This window comes from Streptomyces sp. 4F14 (genome assembly GCF_048159485.1).
GTDB lineage: Bacteria > Actinomycetota > Actinomycetes > Streptomycetales > Streptomycetaceae > Streptomyces.
The window spans coordinates 81,253-99,135 of the sequence record NZ_JBLRVY010000010.1; the positions used below are offsets into that span (position 1 = coordinate 81,253).

Genomic DNA, 17,883 nt, shown 5'->3' on the forward strand with positions numbered 1-17,883 from the left:
ACCCGCCCGCCGGGGCCGCGTCGAATCCATTTCCCCGCCGGCCGTCACAGAGCGAGGAGGTGCCCGGTCATAGGTGAGCCAACATTCCGCAAAGGAGAACAAGATGAGCCAGGTCGACACCGCACGCCCCGCCGGACCGGGGCTGGACGAGTTAGTGCCGTCGCGCTACGCGCTGAAGGTCGGCGAGATCGACGTCCTGCTGATCAGCGACGGCGTGCTGCCCATAGCCCCGCAGACGCTCGCCACCAACGCCGCCGAGGCCGATCTGGCGGCCTGGCTCGGCGACATGTTCCTGTCGCCGGAGCTGATCGACTGGCCGCTGAACGTGGCCGTGGTGCGCAGCGGCGGCCGGACGATCCTCGTCGACTCCGGGCTCGGGACGGAGTTCCCGGGCTTCCCCCGGGCCGGCCGGCTGGCGACGCGGCTGGACGCCGCCGGCATCGACCCCGCGTCCGTGACCGACGTCGTCCTCACCCACCTGCACATGGACCACATCGGCGGGCTGCTCGTCGAGGGGCTGCGCGGCCGGCTCCGTACGGATCTGCGGGTCCATCTGGCGTCCGCCGAAGCCGAGTTCTGGACAGCGCCGGACTTCTCCCGCACCGCCATGCCGGACCCGGTGCCGGACGTGCTCCGGACGACCGCCGCGCGGTTCCTGGACCTGTACCGCGGCCGGTTGCGGCCGTTCGAGACGGAGTACGAGGTGGCTCCGGGCGTCCTGATCCGCCGTACCGGCGGGCACACTCCCGGCCACAGCGTGGTGCGCCTGGAGTCCGGCGGCGAGCGGCTGACGTTCGCCGGTGACGCCGTGTTCCAGTGCGGGTTCGACAAGCCCGACTGGCACAACGGCTTCGACCACGACCCCGAGCTGTCGACCCGCGTGCGGACCGGTCTCCTGACCGAGCTGGCGTCGACCGGCGGGCAACTGGTCGCCTCCCACCTGCCGTTCCCGTCCGTCTGCCGGGTGGCGACCGCCGGGAACGCCTTCCGCTTCGTCCCGGCTGTCTGGGACCACTGACCGCGTCCGGCGCGGCGCGGGGCTCGTCACCGATGAGTTTCCCGCGCCGCGCCGGTCCGTACGCGTGAGACCGACTCACGGGAGGCTTGCGCCATGCGGAAACTGATCTACGGCATGAACGTGTCCCTGGACGGCTACATCGCAGCGCCCGGCGACGACATCGGCTGGAGCGTACCGAGCGACGAGTTGTTCCAGTTCTGGTCCGACCAGCTGGAGGCGACGGAGCTGTCGCTGTACGGGCGCAAGCTGTGGCAGACGATGGCCCCCCACTGGCCGACCGTCGACCAGCGGCCCGACACCACCCCGGCGGAACTCCAGTTCGGGCACCGCTGGCGGGACATGGCGAAGGTCGTGTTCTCCTCGACGCTCGACAAGGTCGACTGGAACACCCGCCTGGTCACCGGCGACGCCGTCGCCGAGATCACCCGGCTCAAGGCCGAGGACGGTGGCCCGATGGACATCGGCGGCGCGACCCTCGCCGCGGCGGCCATGCGGGCCGGGCTGATCGACGAGTACCTGCTGGCCACCGCGCCCGTCCTGGTCGGCGGCGGCACACCGTTCTTCGCCGCGCTGGACAACTGGGTGGACCTGAACCTGGCCGAGACCCGGAAGCTCCCCGGCGGCGTGCTCCTGACCAGGTACGAGACGCGGCGCTGAGCACCGGCCCGTCAGGTCTGCGCCATGTCCACGAACCGGGAGTAGTGGCCCTGGAACGCGACCGTGATCGTCGCGGTCGGGCCGTTTCGGTGCTTGCCGACGATGATGTCGGCCTCGCCCGCGCGCGGGGACTCCTTCTCGTAGGCGTCCTCGCGGTGCAGGAGGATGACCATGTCGGCGTCCTGCTCGATGGAGCCGGACTCGCGGAGATCGGAGACCATCGGCTTCTTGTCGGTGCGCTGTTCGGGGCCTCGGTTGAGCTGTGAGAGCGCGATGACCGGCACTTCGAGCTCCTTGGCGAGGAGCTTGAGGTTACGGGACATGTCGGAGACCTCCTGCTGGCGGCTCTCGGAGCGCCCCTTGCCGCCGGACTGCATGAGCTGGAGGTAGTCGATGATGACGAGCTTGATGTCGTTGCGCTGCTTGAGGCGCCGGCACTTCGCGCGGATCTCCATCATGGAGAGGTTCGGCGAGTCGTCGATGTAGAGGGGCGCGGCGGACACCTCGGGCATGCGGCGCGCGAGCCGCGTCCAGTCCTCGTCGGTCATCGTGCCGGAGCGCATGTGGTGCAGGGCGACCCGCGCCTCGGCGGACAGCAGGCGCATCGCGATCTCGTTGCGGCCCATTTCGAGGGAGAAGATGACGCTGGCGAGGTTGTTCTTGATGGACGCCGCGCGCGCGAAGTCCAGCGCGAGCGTCGACTTGCCCATGGCGGGGCGGGCCGCGATGACGATCATCTGGCCGGGGTGCAGGCCGTTGGTGAGGGAGTCGAGGTCGGTGAAGCCGGTCGGCACCCCGGTCATCTCGCCGCTGCGCGACCCGATCGCCTCGATCTCGTCGAGCGCGCCCTCCATGATGTCGCCGAGCGGGAGGTAGTCCTCGCTGGTGCGCTGCTCGGTGACGGCGTAGATCTCCGCCTGGGCGCGGTTGACGATCTCGTCGACGTCGTCGTCGCCCGCGTACCCCATCTGGGTGATCCGCGTGCCCGCCTCGACGAGCCGGCGCAGCACCGCGCGCTCGTGCACGATCTCCGCGTAGTACTCGGCGTTCGCCGCGGTCGGCACGGTCTGGACGAGGGTGTGCAGATACGACGCCCCGCCCACCTTGTTGATCTCGCCGCGCTTGGTCAGCTCGGCGGCGATCGTGATGGGGTCGGCGGGCTCGCCCTTGGCGTAGACGTCGAGGATCGCCGTGTAGATCGTCTCGTGGGCCGGCTTGTAGAAGTCGTGGCCCTTGAGGATCTCGACGACGTCGGCGATGGCGTCCTTGGACAGGAGCATGCCGCCGAGGACGGACTGCTCGGCGTCGAGGTCCTGCGGCGGGACCCGCTCGAAGGCCGCGGCGCCGTCCCACTCGCCGTCCTCCCGGCCCCGCTCGTGCTGATCGTCGCGGCCCCGGCGCCGGTCGCCCCCGCCCTCGCCCCGGCGGCGGGTCGAGGGGAGGCGGTCGCTGGGGCCACTGTCCGCCCACGGGTCGTCCAAGGGCTCGGAAATGCTCACCGAGCGACCTCCTCCCGTCCGCGGAGCGGACCTCGCCGTGCCCTCATTTCTACGGCACGGCACTGACAAATGAGAGGCCCGACTCCGGTTGTCGCGCGTCGGTTTTGCGGGGGTTTCCCAGGCCGACGGTCGGAGCGGGCGCCGGACCACGTTAGGCCCCTCAGCACCGTCAGCCAATCTGGTTATCCACAGGCCATGTGGACGACGGCCCCGATGCTGTGGACAACTCCCCGAAACCTGTGCACGAGCCGGTGGACAGTGCTGTGAACAAGCCCTCGACTTTTTCTGACGACCCCCTCTGACCTGCACTTTCTCCATCCACCGGCTGTGCAGAAGAAAAACTTCCCCAGTCGGCCCAAGATGACCTCGAACAGCGCACGAAAGGACACGGAGCGAGACCGCCGGTAAGGATCCAATCCACGTTGCGACACTTACCTGTGGACGATTAGATTGGTGTGCATGACATCGGCCCCCGCGACCACCAAGGCCACCCGCCGCCGGCACGACCGGGAGATCGTCGCGCTGGCCGTCCCGGCCTTCGGCGCTCTCGTCGCCGAGCCCCTCTTCGTCCTCGCCGACAGCGCGATCGTGGGCCACCTCGGCACGGCACAGCTCGCCGGTCTCGGCGTCGCCTCCGCCCTGCTGACGACGGCCGTCAGCATCTTCGTCTTCCTCGCCTACGCCACCACGGCCGCCGTCGCACGCCGGGCGGGCGCCGGTGACCTGCCCGCCGCGATCCGCCAGGGCGTGGACGGCATCTGGCTCGCGCTGCTCCTCGGCGCCGCCGTGATCATCGCCGTACTGCCCTCGGCCCGGGCCCTCGTCGACCTCTTCGGCGCCTCGCCGACAGCCGCGCCGTACGCGACGACCTACCTGCGTATCTCCACGCTGGGCATCCCGGCCATGCTGATCGTCCTCGCCGCGACCGGTGTCCTGCGCGGCCTCCAGGACACCAGGACCCCGCTCTACGTCGCCGTCGCGGGCTTCGTCGCCAACGCGGCCCTCAACGCCGGTCTCGTGTACGGCGCCGACCTCGGCATCGCCGGTTCCGCCTGGGGCACGGTCCTCGCCCAGTGGGGCATGGCCGCGGCCTATCTCGTGGTCGTCGTCCGAGGTGCCCGGCGCCACGGCGCCTCCCTCCGCCCGGACGCCGCCGGCATCAGGGCCTCCGCGCAGGCGGGGGCGCCCCTGCTGGTCCGTACGCTCTCGCTGCGGGCCATGCTGCTGATCGCGACCGCGGTCGCCGCGCGCCTCGGGGACGCGGACATCGCCGCCCACCAGATCGTGCTGTCCCTGTGGAGCCTGCTCGCCTTCGCGCTGGACGCGATCGCGATCGCCGGGCAGGCGATCATCGGGCGCTGTCTGGGGGCCGGCGACGCGGAGGGCGCCCGCCGGGTCTGCCGGCGCATGGTGGAGTGGGGGATCGCCGTAGGAGTGGGCCTGGGCATCGTCGTCGTCCTCGCCCGCCCCCTCTTCCTCCCCCTGTTCACGAGCGACTCCGCGGTCAAGGACGCCGCCCTCCCCGCCCTGCTCCTCATCGCCCTCGCGCAGCCGATCAGCGGCATCGTCTTCGTCCTGGACGGCGTCCTGATGGGCGCGGGCGACGGCCCCTACCTGGCGGGCGCGATGCTGGTGACCCTGGCGGTCTTCGCCCCGGTCGCCCTCCTGGTCCCGACGCTGGGCGGCGGCCTCACGGCCGTATGGGGAGCGATGACGCTGATGATGACGATCCGGATGCTGACGCTGTGGGTACGCACGAGGTCGGGCCGCTGGGTCGTGACAGGCGCTACACGCTGAGCGTTTCACGTGAAACATCGCCCGGTTTCACGTGAAACATCCGGGCGCACCCAGCCCATGAGAAAGGGACCGCACCTCAAGAGGCACGGTCCCTTTCCTGTCGGCTCAAGCCGAGCGCAGCGTCACGCCGCGACGACCTCGATGTTGACCTTCGCGGCCACCTCGGGGTGCAGACGCACGGCGGCCTCGTGGGCGCCCAGCGTCTTGATGGGCGAGCCCAGCTCGACACGGCGCTTGTCGACCTTCGGGCCACCGGCGGCCTCGATCGCGGACGCGACGTCGGCCTGGGTGACGGAACCGAAGAGACGGCCGGCGTCGCCGGAGCGAACGGCCAGACGGACCTTCACACCTTCGAGCTGGGCCTTGACGCTGTTGGCCTGCTCGATGGTCTGGATCTCGTGGATCTTGCGAGCGCGACGGATCTGCTCGACGTCCTTCTCGCCACCCTTGGTCCAGCGGATCGCGAAGTTCCGCGGGATCAGGTAGTTACGGGCGTAGCCGTCCTTGACGTCGACGACGTCGCCCGCGGCGCCGAGGCCGGAGACCTCGTGGGTGAGGATGATCTTCATGTTTCGGTCACCCTTCCCTTATCGAGCCTGAGCGGTGTACGGCAGCAGCGCCATCTCACGGCTGTTCTTGACGGCCGTGGCGACGTCACGCTGGTGCTGCGTGCAGTTGCCGGTCACGCGGCGGGCACGGATCTTGCCGCGGTCGGAAATGAACTTCCGCAGCATGTTCGTGTCCTTGTAGTCCACGTACTGGACCTTGTCCTTGCAGAACGCGCAGACCTTCTTCTTAGGCTTGCGCACAGGCGGCTTCGCCATGGTGCTTTCTCTCCTGTGTGATCAAGAAGTATGAGTGCGAACCCGGCCCTAGAAGGGGGGTTCGTCCGAGTAGCCGCCGCCACCGCCGCCGCCGGAGTTTCCACCCCAGCCGCCGCCACCGCCGCCGCCCTGGTTGCCACCGGCGGGAGCGCCGGTCGCCCACGGATCGGCCTCGGGTGCGCCGCCGCCCTGCTGGCCGCCGCCGGAGTTTCCACCCCAGCCGCCGCCGGCCTGGCCGCCGCCGTAACCGCCCTGGCCGCCCCGGGCACCGCCGCCGCCACCGCCACTGGTCTTGGTGACCTTGGCCGTGGCGTTGCGCAGGCTGGGGCCGACTTCCTCGACGTCCAGCTCGTAGACCGTGCGCTTGACGCCCTCACGGTCCTCGTAGGACCGCTGCTTCAACCGGCCCTGCACCATGACGCGCATGCCTCGCTGGAGCGACTCCGCGACGTTCTCCGCCGCCTGGCGCCAGACCGAGCAGGTCAGGAAGAGGCTCTCGCCGTCCTTCCACTCGTTCGTCTGGCGGTCGAAGGTGCGGGGAGTGGACGCGACACGAAACTTCGCGACCGCCGCACCGGAGGGGGTGAAGCGCAGCTCGGGGTCATCGACAAGATTGCCGACGACCGTGATGACGGTCTCGCCTGCCATGGGGGAACCTCTCGGCGGGTTTGCTCTGGCTGCTTGTTGCTACTCGAATCCCGGGACCCTGCGAGCGGAAGCTCAGTGGGTCTCGGGGCGGAGGACCTTGGTCCGGAGGACCGACTCGTTCAGGTTCATCTGGCGGTCGAGCTCCTTGACGACCGCAGGCTCGGCCTGCAGGTCGATGACCGAGTAGATGCCCTCGGGCTTCTTCTTGATCTCGTACGAGAGACGACGACGGCCCCAGGTGTCGACCTTCTCGACCTTGCCGTTGCCCTCACGGACGACGGAGAGGAAGTTCTCGATCAGGGGGGCGACAGCGCGCTCCTCCAGATCGGGGTCGAGGATGACCATCACCTCGTAGTGACGCATGTGGAACCCACCTCCTTTGGACTCAGCGGCCACGGTCGATCCGTGGCAGGAGGGTTGTGATGCGTGCGCATCGGCGCCCCTGGCAGGCCAGGACAGACACCGGTGCAGACGGTACACACTACCCGCACACCCGCTTCCGGTTGAAATCAGGCCCCGTCGACCGTCAATCTGTACACATCGGGTGTGTACGGCGCTACGATGCGCCGCCTTCCGCAGGAGGTGCCCCATGGCACAGGCATTGCGACCCAACACCGCCGGCTCCCTCTTCGCCACCGACGGCAAGCCCCACCCCCTCCAGGACACGCTGCTCGCGGTGACCCTGGTGCTCGGGGTGACGGCGTTCGTCACGGCGCTGTTCCACAACCTGCATCTGCTCAGCTCCTGGACCGGTCTGGTGGGGATCTTCACCGGCGCCTACGGACAGTGGGTCTCCGAGACCACCCGTGAGCGGTTCGGCCTGATCCTGGGCCTCGGCGCCAGCGCCGTCGGCTTCTTCCTCGGCATGGCCCACGGCGGCCTCTTCGGAGGCGTCATCGGGGGCTGACCCCGGCTCCCGGTTCCCGGCCCAGGACCACCGGTACGCCGCCCCGCGCCCCAACGCGTAGGGCGGCTACGCCACCTGACGGATCGCACCGGCCGTACCGCGGCCCGAACGTAGGTTCCGTACGCCCAGTCGAGGCGCTCGCGGGGCGCAGTAGGCTTCGGCGCTAGAGCCGGAGCCCCTGTACCCATGGGGACACCCCAGCCCGAGGAGCGCCCCGAATGAGCCTGACCCTGAGGACGATCAGCCGCGAGCAGCATCTGGCGTACATCCAGAGCCTGCCGGCGGCGAGCCACATGCAGGTACCGGCATGGGCCGACGTCAAGGCGGAGTGGCGTTCGGAGAGCCTCGGCTGGTTCGACAGGGCGGGTCAGCTGGTCGGCGCGGGCCTGGTGCTCTACCGGCAGCTCCCGAAGATCAAGCGCTACCTGGCCTACCTGCCCGAGGGCCCGGTGATCAACTGGTACGCGCCGAACCTGACGGAGTGGCTGGAGCCGATGCTCGCCCACCTCAAGCACCAGGGCGCGTTCTCCGTGAAGATGGGCCCGCCGGTGATCATCCGCCGCTGGGAGGCGGGCTCCATCAAGGCGGGCATCCAGAACCCGGACGTGAAGCGGCTGCGCGACATCGAGGCCGACTTCATCGAGCCGCGCGCCTTCGAGGTGGCCGACAAGCTGCGCCGGATGGGCTGGCAGCAGGGCGAGGACGGCGGCGCGGGCTTCGGTGACGTCCAGCCCCGGTACGTCTACCAGGTGCCGCTGGCGAACCGCTCGCTGGAGGACGTCCACAAGAACTTCAACCAGCTGTGGCGCCGCAACATCAAGAAGGCCGAGAAGGCCGGCGTCGAGGTCGTCCAGGCCGGCTACCACGACCTGGAGGAGTGGCAGCGGCTGTACGAGATCACGGCCGTGCGCGACCACTTCCGGCCGCGCCCGCTGTCGTACTTCCAGCGCATGTGGTCGGCCCTCAACTCCGAGGACCCCAACCGCATGCGGCTGTACTTCGCCCGCCACAACGGGGTGAACCTCTCGGCGGCGACGATGCTGATCGTCGGGGGCCACGTCTGGTACTCGTACGGCGCCTCGGACAACATCGGCCGTGAGTTCCGGCCGTCGAACGCGATGCAGTGGCGGATGCTGCGGGACGCGTACGCGCTCGGCGCGACCGTGTACGACCTGCGCGGCATCTCGGACTCGCTGGACGAGACGGACCACCTCTTCGGCCTGATCCAGTTCAAGGTCGGCACGGGCGGGCAGGCGGCCGAGTACCTGGGCGAGTGGGACTTCCCGCTCAACAAGCTGCTCCACAAGGCCCTCGACATCTACATGTCGCGCCGCTGACGCCGCGTTCAGTGCTTCGATAACCCCTGACACCACCACAGCCCCGAGAAAGGTCCCAGGTCCGGCCATGGCGCTCACCCTCTACGTCGACACCGCGCGCTGGCGGGCGCACCACAAGCACGTGCAGGACCAGTTCCCGGGCCTCGTCCCGGTCTGCAAGGGCAACGGCTACGGCTTCGGGCACGAGCGCCTCGCGGAGGAGGCGACCCGGCTCGGCTCGGACGTCCTGGCGGTCGGTACGACGTACGAGGCCGCGCGGATCAAGGACTTCTTCGGCGGCGACCTGCTGGTGCTGACGCCCTACCGGCGCGGCGAGGAGCCCGTCCCGCTGCCGGACCGGGTGATCCGCTCGGTCTCGTCGATCGACGGTGTGTACGGCCTGGTGGGCGCGCGGGTGGTCATCGAGGTGATGTCCTCGATGAAGCGGCACGGCATCAGCGAGCAGGACCTGCCGCAGCTGCACGCCGCGATCGAGAACGTCCGCCTGGAGGGCTTCGCGATCCACCTGCCGCTGGACCGCACGGACGGCTCGGACGCCGTCGAGGAGGTCATCGGCTGGATGGACCGGCTGCGCGCGGCCCGGCTGCCGCTGCACACGATGTTCGTCAGCCACCTGAAGGCGGAGGACCTCGGACGGCTCCAGCAGCAGTTCCCGCAGACCCGTTTCCGGGCCCGGATCGGCACCCGGCTGTGGCTGGGGGACCACGACGCCACGGAGTACCACGGCTCGGTCCTGGACGTCACGCGCGTCGCGAAGGGCGACCGGTTCGGCTACCGCCAGCAGAAGGCGGCCTCGGACGGCTTCCTGGTGGTCGTGGCGGGCGGTACGTCGCACGGAGTGGGCCTGGAGGCGCCGAAGGCGCTGCACGGCGTCATGCCGCGCGCGAAGGGCGTCGCCCGCGCCGGTCTCGCCACGGTGAACCGCAACCTGTCGCCGTTCGTCTGGGGCGGCAAGCAGCGCTGGTTCGCGGAACCGCCGCACATGCAGGTGTCGATCCTGTTCGTCCCCTCCGACGCCCCGGAGCCGAAGGTCGGCGACGAACTGGTGGCCCATCTGCGGCACACCACCACGCAGTTCGACCGCATCATCGACCGCTGAGGACGCCCGCCGCAGCACGAAGGCCGTACGCGACATCCCGCGTACGGCCTTTTGCGTACCCCATCAGGGCCGTTCGCCCAGAGCGAACGCGCCCCTAGCCGTCCTTGCCCCAGCTGACCTGCGGTCCGTCGAGCGGCTCGTCCCGGCGCAGCGCGGCCCCGACGGAGCTGAGCACGAAGCGGTCCTCGGCGCCGTCCAGGACACCGCCGGAGGGATCGTCGTCCCCTGTCTGGCGCACGACGTCCCGTTCGGGCATCAGGATGTCGCGGACGACCATCGCGCAGAAGTAGAGCGTGCCCAGCAGGTGGAAGGCGATGGCCCAGTGGTAGCCGTCCATCGACAGCCCCTTGTGGGCGTCCCCGCTGGTCGTGTACGCGAGGTACATCCAGATCCCGAGGAAGTACGCCACCTCGCACACCTGCCAGACGAGGAAGTCGCGCCACTTGGGGCGGGCGAGCGCCGCGAGCGGCACGAGCCACAGCACGTACTGCGGTGAGTAGACCTTGTTGGTGACGATGAACGCGGCCACCACCAGGAAGGCGAGCTGGGCGAAGCGCGGCCGGCGCGGGGCGGTCAGGGTGAGGATCGCGATGCCGAGGAAGCACAGCAGCACCAGCAGCGTGGCCAGCGTGTTGACGCTGTCGGTGGTGAGCGGGTCGGAGGAGTTCTGGGCCAGGATCAGCCAGAAGGAGCCGAAGTCGACGCCTCGTTCCTGGCTGAACGTGTAGAACTTCGACCAGCCGTCGAAGGCGAAGAGCATCACCGGCAGGTTCACCACGAGCCAGGCGACCGCCGCGCCGCCGACGCCCTTGCCGAGGTCCCGCCACTTGCCGGCCCGCCAGCACAGCAGGAACAGCGGTCCGAGGAGGAAGACGGGGTACAGCTTGGCGGCCGCGGCGAGCCCCAGGAGGATCCCGAAGGCCAGCGAGCGGCCCCGCGCCCACATCAGCATCGCCGCGGCCGTCAGGGCGCCCGCCAGCAGGTCCCAGTTGATGGTGGCGGTCAGCACGAAGGCGGGCGCCAGGGCGACCAGGAGACCGTCCCAGGGCCGGCGGGCGTGGGTGCGGGAGACGCAGACGGCGATGACCGCGGCGCAGGCCATCAGCATCCCGGCGTTGACCATCCAGTACCACTGTTCCTGGTGCTGGATGGTGCCGCTGTGCGGGGTGAGCCAGCTCGCCACCTGCATGAACACCCCGGTCAGCACCGGGTATTCGAGGTACTGCATATCGCCGGCGAACCGGTCGAAGTACGGGACGAGCCCGTCGGCGAAGCCGCGTCCCTGGTAGAGGTGCGGGATGTCCGAGTAGCAGGCGTGCGTGTACTGGGTGCTGGCGCCGTAGAACCAGCCGCCGTTGTAGCAGGGCGCCTTCTGGATCAGTCCGAGGGCGAACATCCCGATCGCCACGAGCGCGATGACCCGGACGGGGCTCCACCAGGACGTCCCGAACAGCGCGCGCCGCCCGATGGGGCCGCCGATCAGCTCGCTGCCGGCCTCGGCGATCCGGTCTTCCTTGGTGGGCCGTACCGGGTCCGGCTCGCGCACGCTCGCTGGCGTCGATTCTGCACTGGGCATGGCGCACATCCTGCCGTACCGGCCTGGGAAAAAACCGAGGGCCGCCGCACCTCGTCCGGTGCGACGGCCCTCAAGCGGCCCTCAAGCGGCCCTCACGCGGCCTTCATGGCCGGGGGACGGTCTTCGTTTCACGTGAAACATGGCGATGTTTCACGTGAAACACCCGAGTCGGGCAAGCGGCCCGCTATCCGGTGGAGGTCCCTCCCGAGTTCGCTCCGCCGAAGAGACCGCCCGAATTGCCTCTGGACGTATCTCCCGTGTCGCCGCTCGGCGACGGTGACGGACTGGAACCGGTGCCGCCGTTGTCGCCGCCGTTCGTGGTGCCCGCGTCCGTGCCGCCGTCCTCGCACCCGAAGCCGAAGGCACCGCAGGTGTCGGACGGGGTCGGCGAGGGCGAGGGGCTGTTCTGGCTGGGCGACGGGCTCGGCGAGGAGCTCGGCTCGTCGCTCTCGGAGGCCGAGGGCGTCGGGGTCGGCGACGGCTCGGGGTTGAGGACCTCACCGATCGGCTCCGGCTCCGGGAACGACTCCGCGCGCTGGCCCTTCAGGGCCTCCTCCATGTAGTCGTGCCAGATCTCGGCCGGGAACGAGGCGCCGTGGATCTTCTTCTGGCCGCCCGTGCCGAACATCTTCAGGAACTCACGGTTCTTGTTGGTCTCGTCGTCGTCGTAGCGGAACATCGTGATCGCCGTCGACAGCTGCGGGGTGTAGCCGACGAACCAGGCGGACCGGTTGCCGTCGGTGGTACCGGTCTTGCCGGCCACGTCCCGGCCCGTGAGCTGGGCGGCCGTACCAGTGCCCTTGTCGACGACGGTCTTCAGGATGTCCGTGACGTTGTCGGCGACCTTCTTGGTGAAGGCGTCCTTGGTGACCGTCTCGTGCTTGAAGGCCACGCCCTTGCCCGTGGCCTCCGTGACGGAGAACGGGTCGCGCTGCTTGCCGCTGGCCGCGAAGGTGGCGTACGAGGACGCCATACGGATCGCGCTGGGGTCGGAGATGCCGATGGAGAAGGACGGGAAGGTGGTGCCCGTCAGGCTGCCCGGCTTCAGACCGGCGCTGACCGCGGCCTCCTTCACCTTGTCCAGGCCGACGTCCATGCCGAGCTGCACGAAGGCGGAGTTCACGGACTCGCGCATCGCCTCACGCAGGTCGATCTTGAAGTCGGGCGGGTTGCCGAGGGAGACGTCCCCGTCGTTGGTCTGGAGCCACTCCCTGCCCTTGTCGTCCTTCCAGACGTTCCCGTCGTACTCCTCGATCTTGAGCTTGTTCTTGCCGCTGAACATGCTCTTGGGGGAGACGATGGTGCGCTCGTCCTGGGCCTGCGAGGTGCCGAGCTTCGGATCGCGCACGCCCCAGGTCATCGCCGCGGCCAGGACGAAGGGCTTGAAGGTCGAGCCGACCTGGGCACCGGTCTGGTCGGCGTTGTTGGTGAAGTGCTTGGTGGAGTCCTCGCCGCCGTAGATCGCCTCGATGGCGCCCGTGTCCGGGTTGACGGAGGCCCCGCCGAACTGGACGTGGGTGTCGGTGTCGGGGCGCTGCTCGGGCTTGATGTTGGCGTCCTGGACCGCCTTGACCGACTTCTCCAGCTCGTTGACCTTGTTCTTGTCGAAGGTCGTGTAGATGGAGAGGCCACCGCGCTGGAGCCGGTCCTGGCTGATCCCGGTCGTCTCCTCGTTCGTCACCAGGTAGGCGTTGGCGAGGTCGACCAGGTAGCCGGTCTGGCCCTTCAGGTTGGTGTTCGAACGCGGGTTCTGCCACGGGGGGAGCGTGGTGTACTTCGCCCGCTCCACCGCGTCCAGGTGGCCGTACTCGACCATCTTGTTCAGGGTGTCCTGCATCTGGCGCGTGGCCCGGATGGTGTTCTTCTCGGCCGAGGCGTTCGGGTCGACGGACGGCAGGCCCGCCGGGTCGTAGTACGTCGCGCCCTTCAGCATCGCCGCCAGGAACGCGCACTCGCCGGCGTTGAGCTCCCGGGCCTTCTTGTCGAAGTAGGCGTGCGCGGCGGCCTCGATGCCGTAGGCGTTGCGCCCGTAGTAGGCCGAGTTCAGGTACCCGGCCATGATCTCGTCCTTGGAGACGTCGTTGCCGACCTTGATCGACACGAAGATCTCCTTGAGCTTGCGGGAGATCGTCTGCGACTGGTCGGCCAGCATGGCGTTCTTGACGTACTGCTGGGTGATCGTGGAACCACCCTGGGTCTGGCCGCCGCGGGCCATGTTGAAGACGGCGCGGGCGATGCCCTTGGGGTCGATGCCGCTGTCCGTGTAGAAGGACTTGTTCTCCTGCGAGATCACCGCGAACTGCATCGCCTTGGGGATCTCCGGGAGATCGACGATCTGCCGGTTCGTCTCACCCCCGGTGGCGACCATCTGGGTCTTGTCGCTCCAGTAGTAGACGTTGTTCTGCGCCGTGGCGGTCTCGTCGAGCTTGGGGATCGTCACGAAGGCGTACGCGACGCTCGCCGCCGCCATCATGCCGCCGAAGAAACCGAGGCACAGGCCCGTGACGAGCTTCCACGAGGGCACCCAGCGCTTCCAGCCGTACTTGTCCTGGCGCGGGTAGTCGATCAGGCGCTTGCGGCCGGACGGCTGCCGACCCCGGCCGCGTCCCGGACCTGGATCGGGTGCCCTGCGGCGTGCTCCTCCCGACGGTCTCTGGGCTGCTCGCCGGGCGTCGGCGCGGCCGCCGTACGGCCGCTCCTCGGCTCCCGACTGATACAGACCGTCGGAAGGGGACCCGGTGTCGCCTCGCGGTGCCGCGCGGCGGCCGGAGGACGAACCGGACTGGCCGCGCCGGGCCGCGGCACGTCCGCCTCCTTGCGGCTGCGACTGTTTGCGACGGTGCTCGCTCATCGAACGACTACTCCTCGGGCAGGCGCACCCGTGGGCGCCTGAAAACAACGGCGGCTTTTTTCCGGTCCCCCCGATGTACGGACGCGGCCGGTATCGCATTCATCCGTACGGCAGCGGGGGCGACGACGCCCTCCGGCGTCACTCGGCTCCCGGTGGTCTGCATGGCGCACACACTACGCACCGCCAAAACCCGTCGAGCTCCGAAGTTCACCCCAAAACAGGCAAGTTGATTCCAACGTTTCAGTGATGTGATCCCGTTCACCGATCTCCCTCCCGTCTCCCTCTTGTCGGGTCCGGAAGGTCGTTCTATCGTCGTGATGTATCGAGTCGATACATCGGAGCGAGATAGACGTGCCGAGGACGGAGGAGGAGTGATGAGCCGGCGGTCCGGAATCCTTGAGTTCGCCGTCCTCGGCCTGCTCCGCGAGTCCCCCATGCACGGCTATGAGCTGCGCAAACGACTCAACACCTCGCTGGGCGTGTTCCGGGCCTTCAGCTACGGCACGCTCTACCCCTGCCTCAAGACGCTGGTCGCGAACGGCTGGTTGATCGAAGAGGCGGGGAACACCCCCGAGGAAGCCCCGGCCGTCCCGCTCACAGGACGCCGCGCCAAGATCGTCTACAGGTTGACGGCGGAGGGCAAGGAACACTTCGAGGAACTCCTCTCCCAGACCGGGCCCGACGCCTACGAGGACGAGCACTTCGCGGCTCGTTTCGCGTTCTTCGGGCAGACCTCCCGCGATGTGCGCATGCGCGTCCTGGAAGGCCGGCGCAGCCGTTTGGAGGAACGGCTGGAGAAGATGCGCGCCTCGCTCGCGCGCACGAGGGAGCGCCTCGACGACTACACGCTCGAACTCCAGCGCCACGGGATGGAGTCCGTGGAACGCGAAGTGCGCTGGCTGAACGAGCTGATCGAGAGCGAGCGGGCGGGCCGGGACCTCAAGAGTCCCGCCCATGGAGACCCCGCTCGCGACACCACAGAGGGAGCGCCGGGCGTCCTGCCCCGGCCCGGGGAGACTCCCGGTCCGGATACGCCCGGCGACACCACCGCGTGAGGCCCCTGCCAGGGCCTCACTCAAACACACAGGGAGCAACCGGAATGGGTTCGGTTCGCGTAGCCGTCGTCGGTGTGGGCAACTGCGCCGCGTCGCTGGTGCAGGGAGTCGAGTACTACAAGGACGCCGAGCCGGCGTCCAAGGTCCCCGGACTGATGCACGTCCAGTTCGGTGACTACCACGTCAAGGACATCGAGTTCGTCGCCGCGTTCGACGTGGACGCCAAGAAGGTCGGCCTCGACCTCGCGGACGCCATCGGTGCCTCCGAGAACAACACCATCAAGATCTGCGACGTGCCGCGCACCGGTGTGAAGGTCCGGCGTGGCCACACCCTCGACGGTCTCGGCAAGTACTACCGCGAGACCATCGAGGAGTCCGAGGCCGAGCCGGTCGACGTCGTCAAGATCCTCAAGAAGAAGCAGGTCGACGTCCTCGTCTGCTACCTGCCCGTCGGTTCCGAGGCCGCGGCGAAGTTCTACGCCCAGTGCGCCATCGACGCCAAGGTCGCCTTCGTCAACGCCCTGCCGGTCTTCATCGCCGGGACGAAGGAATGGGCGGACAAGTTCACCGAGGCCGGTGTCCCGATCGTCGGTGACGACATCAAGTCCCAGGTCGGCGCCACCATCACGCACCGCGTCATGGCGAAGCTGTTCGAGGACCGCGGTGTCGTCCTGGACCGCACGATGCAGCTGAACGTCGGCGGCAACATGGACTTCAAGAACATGCTGGAGCGCGACCGGCTGGAGTCCAAGAAGATCTCCAAGACGCAGGCCGTCACCTCCCAGATCCCCGACCGGGACCTCGGCGAGAAGAACGTCCACATCGGCCCCTCCGACTACGTCGCCTGGCTCGACGACCGCAAGTGGGCGTACGTCCGCCTGGAGGGCCGCGCGTTCGGCGACGTCCCGCTGAACCTGGAGTACAAGCTGGAGGTCTGGGACTCCCCGAACTCCGCCGGCGTCATCATCGACGCGCTGCGCGCCGCGAAGATCGCCAAGGACCGCGGCATCGGCGGCCCGATCCTCTCCGCGTCCTCGTACTTCATGAAGTCCCCGCCGGTCCAGTACTTCGACGACGAGGCCCGCGAGAACGTCGAGAAGTTCATCCGCGGCGACGTCGAGCGCTGAGCACCACCCCCCGGCGGGTCATGTTTCACGTGAAACAACGGCCGTTCTGAACGACCGTTTCACGTGAAACACGGTCCGCCACCCACTGAAATTCGCTCCTGCCAGGGCTCATCAGAAAGGTCCCCGGGTCACCCGATCCGGGGACCTTTCCCTGTGCGAGGCCGGGTGTGCCCGTGTGTGAGGCTGTCCCCATGTCCGTCGTCCGTGATCTGCGTATCCTGCTGCGCCTCGGGAACTTCCGCCGACTGCTCGCCGTACGGCTGCTCTCCCAGTGCGCGGACGGTGTCTACCAGGTCGCGCTGGCGACGTACGTCGTCTTCTCCCCGGAGAAACAGACCTCACCCGGCGCAATCGCCTCCGCGATGGCGGTCCTGCTGCTGCCGTACTCCCTGGTCGGCCCCTTCGCGGGCGTCCTGCTCGACCGCTGGCGCCGCCGACAGGTTTTTCTGTACGGCAATCTCCTGCGCGCCGCCCTCGCCTCGGTGACGGCCGTGCTGATCCTGGCCGATGTCCCGGACTGGCTCTTCTACGCCTCCGCGCTCTGTGTCACCGCCGTCAACCGATTCGTCCTCGCGGGACTGTCCGCCGCGCTGCCCCGGGTCGTCGACGCGGAGCGGCTGGTCGTCGCCAACTCCCTCTCCCCGACCGCCGGAACGCTCGCGGCGACGGCGGGCGGCGGTCTCGCCTTCGGCGTCCGGATCCTGGCGTCCGACTCCGACGCGGCGGTGGTCCTGCTGGGGGCGGCGCTGTACCTGTGCTCGGCGCTGGCGGCCCTGCGGCTGGCGGTGGAACTCCTCGGCCCCGAACTCGGGTCTGTGCGACCCCGGTTGTCGGACGCCCTGCGCGGGACGGCCCGGGGGCTCGCGACGGGCGTCCGGCATCTCGCCGCGCCGCAGCGCCGCGCCGCCGCCTGGGCGCTCGGCTCGATGACCCTCATGCGGTTCTGCTACGGCGCCCTGACCGTCACGGTCCTGATGCTCTGCCGGTACGCCTGGTCCTCCGACCCGGACGACGGTCTCGCCCTCCTCGGTCTCGCCGTCGGCATCTCCGGCGCGGGCTTCTTCGTGGCCGCGCTCGTGACGCCCTCGGCGGCGGGGCGGCTCGGCCCGGTCCGCTGGATCGTCGTCTGCGCGGCGGCCGCCGCCGTCCTCGAACCGGCTCTCGGACTGCCCTTCGCCGAACTCCCCATACTGGTGCTGGCGTTCCTCCTGGGCCTCGTCACCCAGGGCGCGAAGATCGCCACCGACACGATCGTCCAGTCCGCGGTCGACGACGCCTACCGCGGCCGGATCTTTTCGCTCTACGACGTCCTCTTCAACGTCGCGTTCGTCGGTGCGGCGGGCGTGGCGGCGCTCATGCTCCCGCCGGACGGCCGTTCAATCCCGCTGGTGATAACAATCGCCGTTATCTACGCGACAGTAGCTGACGTTATGCGGCGCTTTGCCCGTCCCTAAGCTTCACATCAAGGTCACAGATCATATTTAGGGT

At 68.9% G+C, this 17,883-nt stretch carries 16 protein-coding genes; 9 read left to right on the forward strand and 7 right to left on the reverse strand.

Features of this window, described 5'->3' with window-relative positions; translation table 11 throughout:
• Nucleotides 1-103 precede the first annotated feature (103 nt).
• Together ACLZOT_RS19000 and ACLZOT_RS19005 are read left to right on the forward strand one after the other, a co-directional pair.
• Nucleotides 104-1,018 (forward strand): MBL fold metallo-hydrolase, encoded by a 915-nt coding sequence (locus ACLZOT_RS19000; RefSeq protein WP_416970147.1) that lies wholly within the window; start codon nucleotides 104-106, stop codon nucleotides 1,016-1,018.
• A gap of 93 nt (nucleotides 1,019-1,111) precedes the next feature.
• Nucleotides 1,112-1,675 carry a dihydrofolate reductase family protein gene (locus tag ACLZOT_RS19005; protein ID WP_416970148.1) on the forward strand — a complete coding sequence of 188 codons (564 nt, stop codon included), beginning with the start codon at nucleotides 1,112-1,114 and terminating at the stop codon, nucleotides 1,673-1,675.
• 11 nt (nucleotides 1,676-1,686) lie between these two features.
• Here ACLZOT_RS19005 and dnaB read toward each other — a convergent pair whose 3' ends face one another.
• Entirely contained in the window at nucleotides 1,687-3,174 is a 1,488-nt protein-coding gene (gene dnaB, locus ACLZOT_RS19010; RefSeq protein ID WP_416970149.1) for a replicative DNA helicase, read from the reverse strand.
• Between the two features lie 459 nt (nucleotides 3,175-3,633).
• On the opposite strand from dnaB, the gene ACLZOT_RS19015 reads away from it, so the two are divergent.
• Nucleotides 3,634-4,971: an MATE family efflux transporter gene (locus ACLZOT_RS19015; protein WP_416970150.1), complete on the forward strand. Its 1,338-nt coding sequence runs from the start codon at nucleotides 3,634-3,636 to the stop codon at nucleotides 4,969-4,971.
• 122 nt (nucleotides 4,972-5,093) lie between these two features.
• On the opposite strand, the gene rplI is transcribed toward ACLZOT_RS19015, so the two are convergent.
• The 4 genes from rplI to rpsF all read right to left on the reverse strand — a co-directional run bounded on the left by rplI (nucleotide 5,094) and on the right by rpsF (nucleotide 6,806).
• Nucleotides 5,094-5,540, reverse strand: a complete 447-nt coding sequence (gene rplI / locus ACLZOT_RS19020) for a 50S ribosomal protein L9 (RefSeq protein WP_055719654.1) — start codon at nucleotides 5,538-5,540, stop codon at nucleotides 5,094-5,096.
• Between the two features lie 18 nt (nucleotides 5,541-5,558).
• Entirely contained in the window at nucleotides 5,559-5,795 is a 237-nt protein-coding gene (rpsR, locus tag ACLZOT_RS19025) for a 30S ribosomal protein S18 (RefSeq protein ID WP_010354088.1), read from the reverse strand.
• Between the two features lie 48 nt (nucleotides 5,796-5,843).
• Nucleotides 5,844-6,443: a single-stranded DNA-binding protein gene (locus ACLZOT_RS19030; protein ID WP_416970151.1), complete on the reverse strand. Its 600-nt coding sequence runs from the start codon at nucleotides 6,441-6,443 to the stop codon at nucleotides 5,844-5,846.
• Between the two features lie 72 nt (nucleotides 6,444-6,515).
• Nucleotides 6,516-6,806: a 30S ribosomal protein S6 gene (gene rpsF / locus ACLZOT_RS19035; RefSeq protein WP_005482942.1), complete on the reverse strand. Its 291-nt coding sequence runs from the start codon at nucleotides 6,804-6,806 to the stop codon at nucleotides 6,516-6,518.
• 226 nt (nucleotides 6,807-7,032) lie between these two features.
• Here rpsF and ACLZOT_RS19040 point away from each other — a divergent pair, with 226 nt between their 5' ends.
• The 3 genes from ACLZOT_RS19040 (at nucleotide 7,033) to ACLZOT_RS19050 (ending at nucleotide 9,786) form a co-directional block, all read left to right on the forward strand.
• Nucleotides 7,033-7,350, forward strand: coding sequence for a hypothetical protein (locus tag ACLZOT_RS19040; protein WP_416970152.1), 318 nt, complete (start codon nucleotides 7,033-7,035; stop codon nucleotides 7,348-7,350).
• A gap of 218 nt (nucleotides 7,351-7,568) precedes the next feature.
• The gene (locus ACLZOT_RS19045; RefSeq protein WP_416970153.1) at nucleotides 7,569-8,687 is read left to right on the forward strand and encodes a lipid II:glycine glycyltransferase FemX; all 1,119 of its coding nucleotides are present in this window, start codon (nucleotides 7,569-7,571) and stop codon (nucleotides 8,685-8,687) included.
• Nucleotides 8,688-8,754: 67 nt separating this feature from the next.
• A complete protein-coding gene (locus ACLZOT_RS19050; protein ID WP_416970154.1) occupies nucleotides 8,755-9,786 on the forward strand; it encodes an alanine racemase in 1,032 nt (343 codons plus the stop codon).
• A 94-nt stretch (nucleotides 9,787-9,880) separates the two neighbouring features.
• Here ACLZOT_RS19050 and ACLZOT_RS19055 read toward each other — a convergent pair whose 3' ends face one another.
• Both ACLZOT_RS19055 and ACLZOT_RS19060 read right to left on the reverse strand, forming a co-directional pair.
• Nucleotides 9,881-11,371, reverse strand: coding sequence for a glycosyltransferase family 87 protein (locus tag ACLZOT_RS19055; protein WP_416970155.1), 1,491 nt, complete (start codon nucleotides 11,369-11,371; stop codon nucleotides 9,881-9,883).
• A gap of 175 nt (nucleotides 11,372-11,546) precedes the next feature.
• A complete protein-coding gene (locus tag ACLZOT_RS19060) occupies nucleotides 11,547-14,213 on the reverse strand; it encodes a transglycosylase domain-containing protein (protein ID WP_416970156.1) in 2,667 nt (888 codons plus the stop codon).
• Between the two features lie 374 nt (nucleotides 14,214-14,587).
• Here ACLZOT_RS19060 and ACLZOT_RS19065 point away from each other — a divergent pair, with 374 nt between their 5' ends.
• The 3 genes from ACLZOT_RS19065 (at nucleotide 14,588) to ACLZOT_RS19075 (ending at nucleotide 17,849) form a co-directional block, all read left to right on the forward strand.
• Nucleotides 14,588-15,268 carry a PadR family transcriptional regulator gene (locus tag ACLZOT_RS19065; protein WP_416970157.1) on the forward strand — a complete coding sequence of 227 codons (681 nt, stop codon included), beginning with the start codon at nucleotides 14,588-14,590 and terminating at the stop codon, nucleotides 15,266-15,268.
• 44 nt (nucleotides 15,269-15,312) lie between these two features.
• Entirely contained in the window at nucleotides 15,313-16,395 is a 1,083-nt protein-coding gene (locus tag ACLZOT_RS19070; protein ID WP_416970158.1) for an inositol-3-phosphate synthase, read from the forward strand.
• A gap of 191 nt (nucleotides 16,396-16,586) precedes the next feature.
• A complete protein-coding gene (locus ACLZOT_RS19075) occupies nucleotides 16,587-17,849 on the forward strand; it encodes an MFS transporter (RefSeq protein ID WP_416970159.1) in 1,263 nt (420 codons plus the stop codon).
• The last annotated feature ends 34 nt before the right edge of the window (nucleotides 17,850-17,883 follow it).